Annotated in this window: 9 protein-coding genes; 8 read left to right on the forward strand and 1 reads right to left on the reverse strand. The window is 43.7% G+C overall.

Annotated features, from left to right (window positions below; translation table 11 throughout):
- Window positions 1-38 precede the first annotated feature (38 nt).
- Both EDI28_RS13675 and EDI28_RS13680 read left to right on the forward strand, forming a co-directional pair.
- Complete coding sequence (locus EDI28_RS13675) at window positions 39-2114, forward strand: methyl-accepting chemotaxis protein (RefSeq protein ID WP_128784445.1); 2076 nt, start codon at window positions 39-41, stop codon at window positions 2112-2114.
- A 287-nt stretch (window positions 2115-2401) separates the two neighbouring features.
- Window positions 2402-3220, forward strand: coding sequence for a bifunctional 5,10-methylenetetrahydrofolate dehydrogenase/5,10-methenyltetrahydrofolate cyclohydrolase (locus EDI28_RS13680; protein ID WP_233353372.1), 819 nt, complete (start codon window positions 2402-2404; stop codon window positions 3218-3220).
- Between the two features lie 75 nt (window positions 3221-3295).
- On the opposite strand, the gene EDI28_RS13685 is transcribed toward EDI28_RS13680, so the two are convergent.
- Window positions 3296-4822: a YfcC family protein gene (locus EDI28_RS13685; protein ID WP_128784446.1), complete on the reverse strand. Its 1527-nt coding sequence runs from the start codon at window positions 4820-4822 to the stop codon at window positions 3296-3298.
- Between the two features lie 368 nt (window positions 4823-5190).
- Between EDI28_RS13685 and EDI28_RS13690 the strand changes: the two genes are divergently transcribed.
- The 6 genes from EDI28_RS13690 to EDI28_RS13715 all read left to right on the forward strand — a co-directional run bounded on the left by EDI28_RS13690 (window position 5191) and on the right by EDI28_RS13715 (window position 13826).
- Window positions 5191-6339 carry an amidohydrolase gene (locus EDI28_RS13690; RefSeq protein ID WP_128784447.1) on the forward strand — a complete coding sequence of 383 codons (1149 nt, stop codon included), beginning with the start codon at window positions 5191-5193 and terminating at the stop codon, window positions 6337-6339.
- A gap of 188 nt (window positions 6340-6527) precedes the next feature.
- Window positions 6528-7958, forward strand: coding sequence for an alanine/glycine:cation symporter family protein (locus EDI28_RS13695; protein ID WP_128784448.1), 1431 nt, complete (start codon window positions 6528-6530; stop codon window positions 7956-7958).
- A gap of 212 nt (window positions 7959-8170) precedes the next feature.
- On the forward strand, window positions 8171-9301 hold the full coding sequence (locus EDI28_RS13700; protein WP_128784449.1) for an efflux RND transporter periplasmic adaptor subunit: 1131 nt from the start codon (window positions 8171-8173) through the stop codon (window positions 9299-9301).
- 75 nt (window positions 9302-9376) lie between these two features.
- Complete coding sequence (locus EDI28_RS13705; RefSeq protein ID WP_128784450.1) at window positions 9377-12457, forward strand: efflux RND transporter permease subunit; 3081 nt, start codon at window positions 9377-9379, stop codon at window positions 12455-12457.
- Window positions 12458-12615: 158 nt separating this feature from the next.
- Window positions 12616-13284 carry a response regulator transcription factor gene (locus tag EDI28_RS13710; RefSeq protein WP_128784451.1) on the forward strand — a complete coding sequence of 223 codons (669 nt, stop codon included), beginning with the start codon at window positions 12616-12618 and terminating at the stop codon, window positions 13282-13284.
- The gene (locus tag EDI28_RS13715; protein ID WP_128784452.1) at window positions 13284-13826 is read left to right on the forward strand and encodes a PIN domain-containing protein; all 543 of its coding nucleotides are present in this window, start codon (window positions 13284-13286) and stop codon (window positions 13824-13826) included. Before EDI28_RS13710 ends, EDI28_RS13715 begins: the two co-directional genes overlap by 1 nt.
- Window positions 13827-13838 lie beyond the last annotated feature (12 nt).

Below are 13838 nucleotides of genomic sequence, written 5' to 3' on the forward strand. Positions count from 1 at the left end.
GCACTTTTAGCACAAGAGTACAATTAGAGGTTCACCCAATGAGTTTAACGATAAAAAATAAACTGTATGCACTTTTGTGCGTACCGCTACTCATCATGAGTCTCTTCTTTATTACAAGTCTATTTAATACTGAAGAGTCTGTCCTTGAGACTGAAAGTAACAACGTACAAGAAAAAGTATCAAAGTTATTAAATGACAATCTGAAAAATCAGGTTGATACTGTTACTCGCTCAATATCTTATGATTATGAGAGAACTAAGCAGGAAAACATCGAAGCACAGTTAGTCGCGGAAATAACAACATTTAAAAATACAATCGAAAGGTTCTATCGCGAAAGTAGCTCTACAGCTGAGGCTGAAACCATAATTTATGCCTTTATCAACCAATACCGTTGGGATAATGGTCGATATATTTTTGCATATGATGCAACATCAATCATTAACAAGGCAAATGGCACTAACAAAAGTATTCTGGGTACCAGCTCCTTTGATAAACAGGACACCAATGGTAACTATTATGCCCGTAATATTGTTAGTTCGGCAAAGAGCAATCAAGTTGGCTTCACTAGCTATCATTTCTTGAACCCAAAAACCAATCAATCCGAGGAAAAGCTAACTGCATCGGTTTATTTTGAACCGTTAAACCTAGTTATAGCAACAGGTGAATATATCAGTGCTCTTAAAGAGGATGGATATCAAGCGGCTCTGAATACTATTAGCTCTTCAAAGTATGGTCAAAATGGTTACTTCTGGGTGCAAGATAGAAACGGAAAAATTCTAGCTCATCCAGATTCATCGATAATAGGCACTGTTATTCCGTCAACAACTAAGAAAGTGGCCGATATTATCGAAGGTAAGCCTGAAGTATTTACAAAAACAGTGCATACCAATCCCACGACGAAAGAACAAGAAACAAAATTTGTCTATGCTCGAAATATTTTTCCAGAATGGGGCTGGACTATTGCGACGGGAACATATGATAGTGACGTTACTAGTATTCAGGAAGGTTTGACAAGCGCTACAGCAGAAATTTTTAGTGATAAAGTTTATATGAGCATTTCGATTGCGACTGCCTTGCTCATTCTTGCTCTTCTCGTCGCGGCCTTTTCAATCAGTAAAATTGTCAAAGGTTTGGTGATCCTTAAAGAGCGTATTGATACGTTATCTACCGGAGAAGCTGACTTAACCTCTCGGATTGAGATAACTTCGCGAGATGAGCTTGGCGATATCGGTAATTCTGTTAATAATTTTATTGTTTATCTGCAATCGATGATTCTGGAGATATCTCAAGCCTCTTCGCATATCACTGAAGGTGTTAAGCAGCTAAATGTGCAGTCGGAGCAAAATAACCAGGCATTGATCCAGCATGCCTCTGAAACAGATCAAGTTGTAACTGCTATTACTGAAATGAGCTCAACGGCAGACACTGTGGCGCAGAGTGCTACTGAAACGGCGGCCAATACGCAAAAAGCCAATGACGAGGCGTTGATGGCAAAAAATGATGTTCTTGAGGCATCGAATAGCATGACACTTTTAGTGGATGAAGTAGATACGGCATCGTCGAGCATTAACACCATGAATGAAAATACCTTACAGGTTGTTAATGTACTCGGAGTCATTGGTGAAATCGCTGATCAGACAAACTTACTGGCGCTTAATGCGGCTATCGAAGCCGCACGAGCTGGGGAGCAAGGGCGTGGTTTTGCCGTGGTTGCCGATGAAGTTCGTTCGCTTGCAGCGCGCACCCAAACTAGCACTGCAGAGATTAATGAAATTCTGCTTAAATTGCGTCAAGATGCTTCCAATGCCGTTGCTGCAATGGAGATTACGAAAGAAAGCTGTGTACGTACCGCTGAAAATGCAGGGCGTGTATCAAACAGTTTGGATTCGATGACCGGCTCGATTGTGGAAATAAATGATCTTAGTACTCAGATTGCGACGGCTTCTGAGGAGCAAAGTTTGGTAACCGAAGAAGTTAGCCGAAGTATGAACAATATCCGTGAGATGGTTCATGACTTAACTCAAAACGGACAGTCTACAGTCGATAGTACACAAAGTTTGGCGGCTGCCAATACGCAATTGAGCGTCTTGGTCAGTAAGTTTAAACTACAGTAAGGTTTTTAGTTCAATACAAAAGTAGCTAGTAACCTTGCATTTTGTACCATGATGGTAAATCTATAGCAGCAGTGGTTTCCTCTGCTGCTATTTTATTTTTCTAAAGTAATCGACTAGGCAAGTGGTGCAACAATTCTTGTCATGTCTGCTAATGTTTTTATGAATTTCTTGATTATTGTATTTCACTGGGTGTATAAGAGTGAGTATTACTCGATAACGACAGTTTCCTTGTTCTAACGCAATGTGTAAGCAAAATCAGTTGGTTATAAAGCAAGGACAAGTCACAAATGCCAAGAAAAATGAAATCAGTTATAAACACAATTTATGAATCAAAACTTGCAGAGTTAAAAAGCAAAATTGATACTCTTCATGCACCAGTTAAGCTTACTATCGTAACCGTTGGTGATGATCCGGCAAGTAAAGTATATGTTCGCAATAAAATCCGCCTCTTTGATGAGCTAGGTCTTGAATGTAATCATGTCATTCTTGCTGAAGAATCAACGAAGCAAGCAGACCTCGATGTGCTTGCACAGAAAGCCAAGCATCCTATTTTATTTCAACTTCCGTTGCCAAACGGGCTAATTGCACCGGATCTTCCTGCTCATGTTGATGTTGATGGTTTCGGCTCAGAGGCTCTAGGCCAACTGGTATTAGGGCAGAACGCCGTTCTTCCTTGCACTGTACAAGCGACGATAGATATTATTTCTGCGCATTGTGGTGAGTACAACTTTTCAGGGTTGAAAGTGGCCGTGGTTGGCCGTAGCAATATCGTCGGTAAACCTCTGGCTATTGAGCTAATTAATCGTCAAAGTACGGTAGCAAGCTTTAACAGCTGTTCTGATCTCGCTGCAGTCGATTGGAATAGATATGATGTTATCGTGGTAGCAACGGGGGCTCACGGTATTTTGGACAACTCCCAGTTTATTGAAGGTCAGCTTATCATCGATGTGGGGATCAACCGCGTTGACGGCAAACTGGTGGGAGACATCAAGCATCATGACGGAATTTTCTCTGCGGCAGCAATCACACCAGTACCTGGAGGAGTAGGTCGGCTGACTTGTCTGCATGTTTTGGGTAATGCGATTAAACTTGCCGAGTGCCCATAGTACTGATCCATGTTGTATATCGGGCTCAACATAAGGTTGAGCCCGAGACCGTAAGCATGTTTATTCTAATAATAACTAGAGCATCATTACTTGAGCCGTCAATAAAATAGAACCAAAGACAAGTAGGAATATCACGATCGGCAGCACAAATTTAACCCACTTGTTAAATGGGATATCCAACATCTGTAGCGTGACCAATACTAATCCGGTTGGCGCTAGGAACAACATCGCATATTGCCCCCAGTTATAGGCTGATACAACAATATCCCGAGGTATGCCTACCGTATCTGCCAGTGGAGCCATAATTGGCATCGACAATACTGCCAGCCCAGATGATGAAGGAACGACTAATCCAAGTAGGAAGAATACAAACATTTGAGAAACAGCAAATACACTACCGTGCATACCTGAAACCAAATCAGAGGCATAAGCGAGGATAGTGTCAGAAATCATTCCTTGTTCAAGTACGATATTTACACCACGAGCCATACCAATAATCAGCGATACTGCGACTAATTCAGATGCTCCTTGGGTAAAGGCTTCTACCGCTTCTTTCTCTTTAAGCCCAGAAATGAAGATAATTATAATGGCAATTGTTAAGAACGATGCGGCCATTTGAGGGAACCACCATCCTCCCATTGAAACGCCCCAAACCATCATGGGAAATGCTATCGCAAATAGAAATAGAATGATCTTGCGACGCACGGTGAAAGGCACTTTTTCTTCTAGGCTTTTGCCCTTTAAAAAGCGTTCTTTGAAAGACTCTCTGTCAGAGTAGGTATATGAGAATGAAGGATCGGCTTTGATTTTTTTACAATACCAATACAAGTAGCCTATAACGGTAATTGTCCCGACGACTAAGCCAAAAGAGCGAATCCCTAAGCCTTCAGTGAATGAAATACCTGCTGCATTCGATGCAATAACAACTGAGAAGGGATTAATTGTTGAGAAAGCAGTGCCTATTGATGCGGCAAGAAATATAGCGCCGACACAAACAATAGAGTCGAAACCAAGAGCGAGAAAAATGGGAACAAGAATAGGATAGAAAGCAACGGCTTCTTCTTCTAAGCCGCATGTGGTGCCTCCAAGTGCCATTACAATACAAACCAGAGCAACAAAAAGAAATTCACGTCCTTTGGTTTTTTCCGATAGAGTGATTAACCCAGCGTTAAATGCGCCGGTTTTGTTTATAACGCCAATCATTCCTCCAAGAATTAAGATGAAAACAATAATATCGGCACCTTCAATGGTTCCCTCTACCATGCTAACCGCGATATCTCCTAAGCCTTTGGGAGATTGCTCAAGTTGCTGATAAGTATCTGGTATTGCGATAGGCTTCCGTATTGTGCCATTGATGAATTGGTCAATATCTATATTTATATCGAGCTTTTTTAGTTCACTCTGAGTTGCTGCCACTGTTGTTATATCACCGAATGGACTGGCAACTTGCAAGGTATTATCACCTGAACTGTAAGATAGCTTTGAATATGAACCCGCAGGAACAACCCATGTAAGGCCAATAGCAACTATCATTATAATAAATAAAATCGTAAAGGCGGTTGGAAATTGAATTGTTCGTTTTGATTCTTTTGCGATGAGCATAATACATCCCCTAGATAATTATTTGGCGCGGGAAATGCCTACCAAGTAAAAAATAAAATATTACTTAACAAGCGAAAAATATACCGATGATGTCGCAAATTAAGAATGTGAAATATTATTCATTGTTATTATGTTCTCATAATTTCAATTCATCAATGATGGATTAGAGCAAAGAATAGTAAATGTATTTACAGTGATCACCGTGTTGTTATATTAATTTCTAGTTAAGGTTTTTAGTAATCTGTGTTTTCATTAATGTAGCTAACGCTGTATTTTAATAAAAGTTGACTAAACTGAGATTGATATCACATACCTCTTCATCGAACAGAAGTAACCTTCTTCTTTGAACAATTACTGATATAGCTTTTATGAACAATGTTTCCTCACCGTCCTCTGAATTCAATTCAATCCTCTTTCGTCACCATCTTCATCAGCATCCTGAGCTCTCACGGCGCGAGGAAAATACTGCGAAGCTGATAGCCACGCAATTACAAGCTTTTGGGCTAACTCCAAGTACTGGGGTAGGGGGAAATGGCGTTATCTGTACTATCGATAGTCATCAGCCCGGAGAGACTACCCTGCTGAGGGCTGATTTCGATGCACTTCCAATCACGGAGAAGAATAGCTTCCCATACTGCTCTCAACATGACGGTGTTATGCATGCTTGCGGCCATGATGGACATACCGCAAGTTTAATGGTTGTCGCCCATGAGTTATCCATTAATCCACCAACAACCGGAAAAGTGGTATTACTGTTTCAACCCGCTGAAGAGACAGGGACCGGAGCTGCAAGTATGTTACGCGATAGCTGGTTAACGGCTCAGCATATCGATAATGTTTTTGCCTATCACAATCTTCCTGGCTACCCGCTACATACTGTTATCGTCAAACCTGATTCGTTTGCCTGCGCATCGACCGGTATAACTATTGAGCTGGAAGGTAAAACTTCGCATGCCGCCAGGCCTGAAAACGGCACTAGTCCCATCACGGCGATGCTCGATATTATTCAGTACCTACAGCGCATGCCGGACAAATATAGTGAAGCTTTTAGCTTGGTAACGATTGTTCATGCCTCTTTGGGCGAAGAGGCATTTGGTACATCTCCTGGGCTGGCCACAATCATGGCAACCTTGAGGAGCGATAATAGCGCTGTGCTTAATGCTATGAAGAAAGACTTGTTAGATACGATTTCGAGTATCTCTTCCGAAGAGGGCTTAATAAATCATGTCAAATGGCAGGAATCGTTTAATGCGGTTGTTAATTCACCGAAGCATTGTGAGATAGTTCGTCGGCAAGCACTGCAGGTAGGATTAACAGTGCAAGAACTTGAAGAACCTATGCGGTGGTCTGAAGATGTTTCTGAATTTCTAATTAAATGGCCCGGTGCGTTATTCTGTATTGGTAGCGGTACAGAACATCCCGAGTTGCATAATCCGGACTATGATTTCCCCGATGCTTTGATTGACAGTGCGAGTTCACTTTTTCTTAGTATCATTAATCACCTACATCGTGCTTAAAAATGCTGTGAGCGCTGCACTTGCAGTGCTCGCGTGCTGGATTTTCGCCCAAAGAGTTTACGAGCGACTATACTTCTGACAATTATCAATACAGGGCATTGTTAATGACTTAGCCCAGTTCTCAGCTCAATTCTGAAGATCAACTCTGACTATATAAGGTTTAAAGAATAAGCTGATTAGGAGTAGAGATGGAATTGTTAGAAGGTCTATTTGGTGTAATTGGCGATCTTACGTGGGGATGGGCACTGATACCGTTCCTTGTTGTTCTGGGGCTCTTCTTTACTCTCGTGACTGGATTTGTCCAATTTACTTTTTTTGGACGAATGTTTCATGTCTTATTAAACAAGAATCAAACAGCCGACAAAAACGCGATTTCTGGCCGGGAAGCATTACTACTATCTGTCGGCGGACGTGTTGGCGGCGGTAATATTGCAGGTGTAGCTGTGGCCATTACGCTTGGTGGCCCCGGTGCGGTGTTTTGGATGTGGGCAATTGCATTGGTGGGCATGGCAACAAGTCTTGTAGAATGTTCTCTCGCCCAGCTTTATAAGCGTAAAGAAGGGGATGAATTCCGGGGTGGACCGGCACGTACGATTATTCATGGCCTTGGTGAAGACTACCGTTGGCTTGCCTACCTCTATGCCGTATGTTTGATAGCTTCTTTTGCGATTGGTTTTAATGCGTTTCAAGGTAATACGGTGGCCGGAGCTGCCCAAGATAGTATGGGAATTAACCGTATGTGGACGGGCGCTCTGCTTGCGTTGGGAACGGGTTTTATTATCTACGGTGGTATCAAACGTATTGCCAAAGTTGCAGATGTGATTGTTCCTATCATGGCTATCGGTTATGTTGCGATGGCGCTTTTTATTATTTTAATGAACATTACATCGATACCTGCAGTTATAGGTACTATTGTATCAAACGCATTCGGTTGGGAGGAAGCTGTTGGTGGCGGTATGGGTGCTGCAATGGCACAAGGCTTGCGCCGAGGCCTATTCTCTAACGAAGCGGGCTTGGGCTCTGCTCCTAATGTTGCTGCTACGGCAGAAGTTTCTCATCCAGTTAGCCAGGGGATCACGCAGTCGTTGTCGGTGTTTATCGATACTATCCTTATTTGTAGCTGTACGGCATTTGTGATCTTGCTCGGCGATGTCTATGTTCCTGGTAAGGAAGATATTGATGGTGTTGTCCTGACTCAACAATCACTGGTTTCTCATGTGGGAACCTGGTCTCAATATTTTCTGACCATTGCTATTTTACTTTTCTCGATTAGCTCGATCATCTACAACTACTATCTGGGTGAAAACGCACTTACATTTATGTCTCAGAATAAGCTCTCTGTGCATATCCTTCGTATTTTTGTTATTGGGATTGTTTTTCTTGGGGCCGTTGCACCAGGAGCAACATCTGTCTTTTTCTTTTCGGATCCGATGATGGGGATACTGGCTATTGTTAATCTGCTGGCCCTTCTAATGTTGTTCCCGACGCTAATTCGTATTTTGAATGACTATAAGCAGCAACTTAAAGCAGGGGTTGAACACCCATTGTTTGATTCAACAAAATTCCCTGATCTAGACATTGACCATGAAGCGTGGAAAGAAAAAAAGGAAGATAATTGATAGCCTAATGGGAAAATGATGAACATTGATTGAGTGCTTTCCTCTATAAGCGAGTACTGCAACTGCAGTACTCGCCTTCGTTTTGGTGCCAAAGCCTATAATGTGTATTGCTCTAGCCTTACTTAGCTATCTTGTCTTTCCGTCATAAGTGCTCGATCCTGCTTATACTCAAATTTTGGGTAGTATATTTGAATGTATGGAAAATCAAGACAATGGCGAAGAGAGTAATACTGACTATTGTCGGGTTGATGATAGTAATCAGTGTACTTGCCGGTATAAAGGCGCTTCAGATCCGGCGGATGATTGATAACGAAACCGCATTTGTTGTCCCGCACGAGACGGTGACAACCGCCGTTGTGCGTGCTGAATCCTGGGAATCTCTGCTGACAGCCGTCGGTTCATTGGAGGCCGTGCAGGGGGTAACCGTTGCTGCGGAGCTTCCGGGTAAAGTGGTTCAGGTCGCTTTTGATTCTGGGACTAAGGCAGAAAAGGGGGAACTTTTGGTACGGCAAAATACGACTTCGGAGCGTGCTCAGCTCGCTGGAGCGGAGGCGAGCGTAGAACTTGCTAGGCTCACTTATAATCGAACGGCTGATCTCTATAAGAAAAAAACTGTTTCCAAATCAGAACTTGATACTGCTCGGGCTAACCTCCGCCAAGTTGTTGCAGAGGTTGACAGCATCAGAACCGTGATTGCCAAGAAAACGATTCGAGCCCCTTTTGCTGGTCGTCTTGGTATTCGTCAGGTTGATCTTGGCCAGATTTTGAGTGAGGGGGATGGGATTGTTTCCCTTCAGGCTCTTGGTCCTGTTTTGGTAAACTTTCTTCTTCCCCAAAGACAAGTCGCACAGATAACTACCGGTACGATAGTACGGGTAACCGCCGACACACATCCGAATACGGTGATCGAAGGAGTTATTACTGCAATCAATCCTGAGGTGGATGCTGCAACCCGAAATATTCGGGTTCAGGCCACAGTGCCAAATCCGGATGAGATGCTGAGGCCCGGGATGTATGTCAATGTTGTCGTCGTCCTTTCTGTTCGGGAGGATGTTCTTACTATTCCTGTTACTGCCGTTTTATATGCACCCTACAGTGATTCTGCTTTTGTGGTTGAGAGCAGCAAAAATGGTGAAAAGGGGGGTACAGGCAAAGTCCTACGCCAGCAGTTTGTCCGTCTCGGAGAGAAGCGGGGCGATTACATCACGGTACTTTCAGGCTTGGAGGAGAACGAGATTGTTGTGAGTCGCGGGGTATTTAAGCTGCGTAATGGCCAAGCTGTAGTGGTGGACAATACCTTATCACCTGATTTCAATTTAGAACCCAACCTAGAGAATAATTAATAGCTGAAGAATTGTTTTAGAAAAGTGTAAGCAGATTTTGAGCCTCTTCTTGACAGTAATGGTGACGGCTTTACGATGAAATTTACCGATATTTTCATACGCCGCCCGGTTCTTGCACTGGTGATCAGCTTTGTGATTATCATTGCCGGTCTTCAGGCAGTGCGCTCGCTTAATGTCCGTCAGTATCCTCGAAGCGAGAATGCGACGATTATTGTTAGTACCGTTTATATCGGTGCAAGTGCCCATTTGGTTCGTGGTTTTATCACTACACCTTTAGAGCGGGTGATTGCAGCTGCCGACGGTATTGACTACATCGAGTCTCAAAGTGCCTATAGCCTCTCGACCATCAAGGTTCGTCTAAAACTTAATTATGATGCGACTAAGGCACTGGCAGAAATCAGTTCGAAGGTCGATCAGGTGCGCAATGATCTTCCGCCCGAATCGGAAATTCCGACTCTTAATATTGAGTCGGCGGACAGTGAGTTTGCCTCGGCCTATCTAAGCTTTAGCTCCGATATTTTGCTTCAGAATGAAATAACCGACTACTTGGTACGTGTCGTGCAACCGCGCCTTAGTGCTATTGAAGGAGTACAGAGAGCAGATATTCTGGGAGCCCGCACTTTTGCTATGCGGATTTGGCTCGATCCTGAACGTATGGCCGCTTTCAATATTAGCCCGGTTCAGGTGCGTCAGGCACTGTCATCCAATAACTTTCTATCTGCTCTCGGACAAACAAAAGGCTCGCTGATCCAGGTTAACCTGACGGCGAATACCGATTTGAAATCCGTCGAGGAGTTCAAACGCCTTGTCATCCGCCAGCAAGATGGAGCTACTGTTCGTATCGAAGATATTGCAGAGGTGGTTCTGGGCGCAGAGGATTACGATACTGAGGTTCGCTTTTCAGGGCAAACCGCCGTGTTTATGGGAATTTGGTCACTACCAAACGCCAACTCTCTGGATGTTATCAAGCGAGTACGGATTGAGATGGCCGCCATTCAAAAGGGGCTTCCCAGTGGTATGGCGGCACGTATCGCTTACGATGCCACTGAGTATATCGATAGCGCTATCAATGAGGTTCTTGAGACATTGGGAGAAACACTGCTAATCGTAGTCGTGATTATCTTTCTTTTCCTAGGCTCTTTCCGTGCAGTACTTGTTCCTGTGATGGCAATTCCATTGTCGTTGATCGGTGCTGTCTTTCTGATGCAGGCGTTCGGCTTTACTATTAATTTACTCACTTTGCTGGCGATTGTCCTCTCGGTCGGTTTAGTGGTAGATGATGCTATTGTGGTGGTTGAAAATGTTGAGCGTCATCTTTGTGAAGGGCAGAGCCCATTAGACGCCGCCATTCTTGGTGCCCGCGAGCTGGTAGGGCCAATTATTGCTATGACTGTTACTTTGGCTGCAGTGTATGCGCCTATCGGATTGCAGGGAGGGCTTACAGGAGCACTTTTTCGTGAGTTTGCTTTTACTCTTGCAGGGGCAGTGACCATTTCCGGCATTGTAGCTCTGACGCTTTCGCCGATGATGTCGGCCAAGCTTCTTAAGCCAGGTCTTGAAGAGCATGGGTTTGCGGGTAAAGTCGCCAGTGGCTTTAAACGCCTTCGGCTGTTTTACAGTCGGATGCTTGATATTACGCTCAATACTCGCCCTGCTGTCTATATTGTATGGGGCAGTATCACCTTGCTTACTGTTCCAATGTTTAGAATGTCGCCGGAAGAGCTTGCCCCAAGTGAAGATCAGGGGGTTATCTTCGGTGTAATTGAAGCCTCAGCCAATGCAACGCTTGATCAGACCAGCCGTGATGCTGCAGCAGCCAACCAAGCCTTTCATAGTGTCCCAGAGACAGATTTTACGTTTCAAATCACTTTTCCGGCATCGGGGTTTGGGGGAATGGTAACTCGCCCCTGGGATGACCGTGAGCGTACTGTGTTTGAGATCCTCCCTGACATTCAGCAGAAGCTTCAGGCTATTCCAGGTATCCAGATGTTTCCCGTGACGCCGCCAGCACTGCCGGGGGGCGGGCAGTTTCCGGTAGAGTTTGTTCTTGCTTCAACAGCAGAGTCAGAACAAATCCTTGAGATTGCTGAGCAAATTCAGCTCAAGGCGATGCAAAGTGGTATCTTTGCCTTCCCGCCTATTATTGATGTCAAAATTGACCAACCGCAGTCAGAATTTGTTATTGATCGCGACAGAGCGGCTGATCTCGGGCTAAGTCTAGAGCAGGTTGGGGCTGATCTCGGAGTGATGGTAGCGGGCGATTTTGTAAACCGCTTCGATATTGCCGGGCGTAGCTACAAGGTCATTCCCCAAATCCAGCGGGTGAAACGGCTTAACCCTGAACAGCTGCAGGATATCTATATTACCGGACCAGATGATAGCCTGGTTCCATTGTCGACCATCGCGACGATTAAAGATACGACCGTGCCCAGATCCCTTAATCGATTTCAGCAGCTTAATGCCGTTAAAATAAGCGGGGTATCGATACGCCCGTTGAATGAGGCGCTAACTTATTTGGAAGGGGAGGCTGCTAGTATTGTCCCTGATGGGTATGTACTGGATTACACGGGCGAATCGCGTCAGCTACGTACAGAAGGGAAACGCTTCATCCCGGCGTTTATCCTCGCAATCACGTTGATATTTCTTGTTCTTGCAGCTCAGTTCAACAGTTTTCGCGATCCATTTGTTATTCTCGCAGGCTCGGTGCCATTGGCAATGTTTGGTGCACTGACCTTCACATTTCTGAAAATGCCGGATCCGAACGTCCCGTTCTGGACTCAGAGTTGGACGACTACCATGAACATCTATTCTCAGGTTGGTCTTGTTACTTTGGTCGGTCTGGTTTCTAAGAATGGTATTTTGGTGGTCGAATTCGCTAACAAGCTACAGGAGCGGGGGCTGTCAAAGCTTGATGCGGTACATGAGGCGGCATTAACCAGGCTACGGCCTATTTTGATGACCAGCGCGGCTACCATTGCGGGTCACTTTCCATTGATCTTAGTAACAGGTGCTGGTGCCGAAGCTCGTAATTCTATCGGACTAGTATTGGTAGGAGGCATGGCTATTGGGACTCTCTTTACTCTCTTCGTTATTCCGTCTGTTTACATGCTGGTTGCTCGGGATCATGCTAAAGGGACTATTGAATTAACGAACTAACAGCCCTTGTGTATACGTTTTTCGAAAGGCTGTAAGCTGACAAACGAGATGCGGTACGCCTAGGGTATTAATAGTTAATAACTAAATGATAACTGGGCTGCTGTTATTCTGTTAAAGATATTAGATTGCAATATCGAATATGATATTTGAGGAATGTAATGATTGTTTTGATGGTTGAAGATGACAAAGTATTGTCATCAGCGATTAGTGATTATCTGGCGTTAGACAACATAGATATTGATTACGCGTATAATGGAGAATCTGGCCTGAATCTAGCGACTCGAAACCAATATGACGTGATATTACTGGATATCATGCTTCCCAAACTGAATGGTTTTTCTGTTTGCCAAACGCTAAGAAAACGTGGGATCTCGACGCCAATTTTGATGATGACAGCACGTGATAGTTTAAACGATAAGTTGGAGGGTTTTTGTGCAGGCACTGATGACTATATAACCAAACCTTTTGCCATGGCTGAGTTATATGCACGGTTAAACGCGCTAATAAAAAGAAGTAAAGGGCAGGTAGCCAGTAAACTGCAAATTGACGATCTCACTTTGGATTTGGATAAGCATCAAGCTTTTCGTAACAATATCCTGTTAGAGCTATCTCCTCTAAGTTGGAAGCTTTTGCTTACACTGGCACAGCATAGTCCTTCCGTTGTGACCAAAGAGGAGCTAGAGCAAGAGGTCTGGGGAGAAGAAACGAATGCGAATAACTTGAAAGTTCAGATTCACAAGCTTAGACAGTCAGTTGATAAACCATTCGACAAACCTCTAATCCAAGCCGTACCCAGAGTCGGTTTTGTGCTTAAAGGGGAACGGTGATGCCGAGTATTAAACAGGAAGTTGTTAAATTATTAAGCGGCTTCGTCATATTACTGATATTTATGTTTGCATCATTAATGTATCTCAATGTGAAGCATGGCATAAGAATAGACACCAAAAATACACTCACTTATCAAGGAGCCTTACTTGATAAGTCTTATTCTAAAGCGGGTACTCTCCCTGTTCTAGTTAATAGTGAGATACTCAGTGTATATACTGAAATAGAGAATATTCCATTGTATATTAAAGGTGGCTTCCCGTGGTCGGATATGGAAAATGGTACCATGTCCGAAAAGCAGTTATACGATGCATTGGGTAATAGTCGCTATGTCTATGCGTTGAAATACATGATCAAGGAAATGAACAAATCTGTATATATAATTTCTAGCTATGATGATGAATTAGAGGAAAAGATACGCTATGAATCATCGATACAGAAAGGTAATATACGCCATGTTCTTGTTGGTGTAACATTGATTGTTATTACAATTTTATCATTTGTAAAAATATTATATTGGCGTTTATTGAATCCTGTTGAATAGCTTTTTGCTTGG

Origin of the sequence: Photobacterium chitinilyticum (genome assembly GCF_004104355.1) — a bacterium.
GTDB lineage: Bacteria > Pseudomonadota > Gammaproteobacteria > Enterobacterales > Vibrionaceae > Photobacterium > Photobacterium chitinilyticum.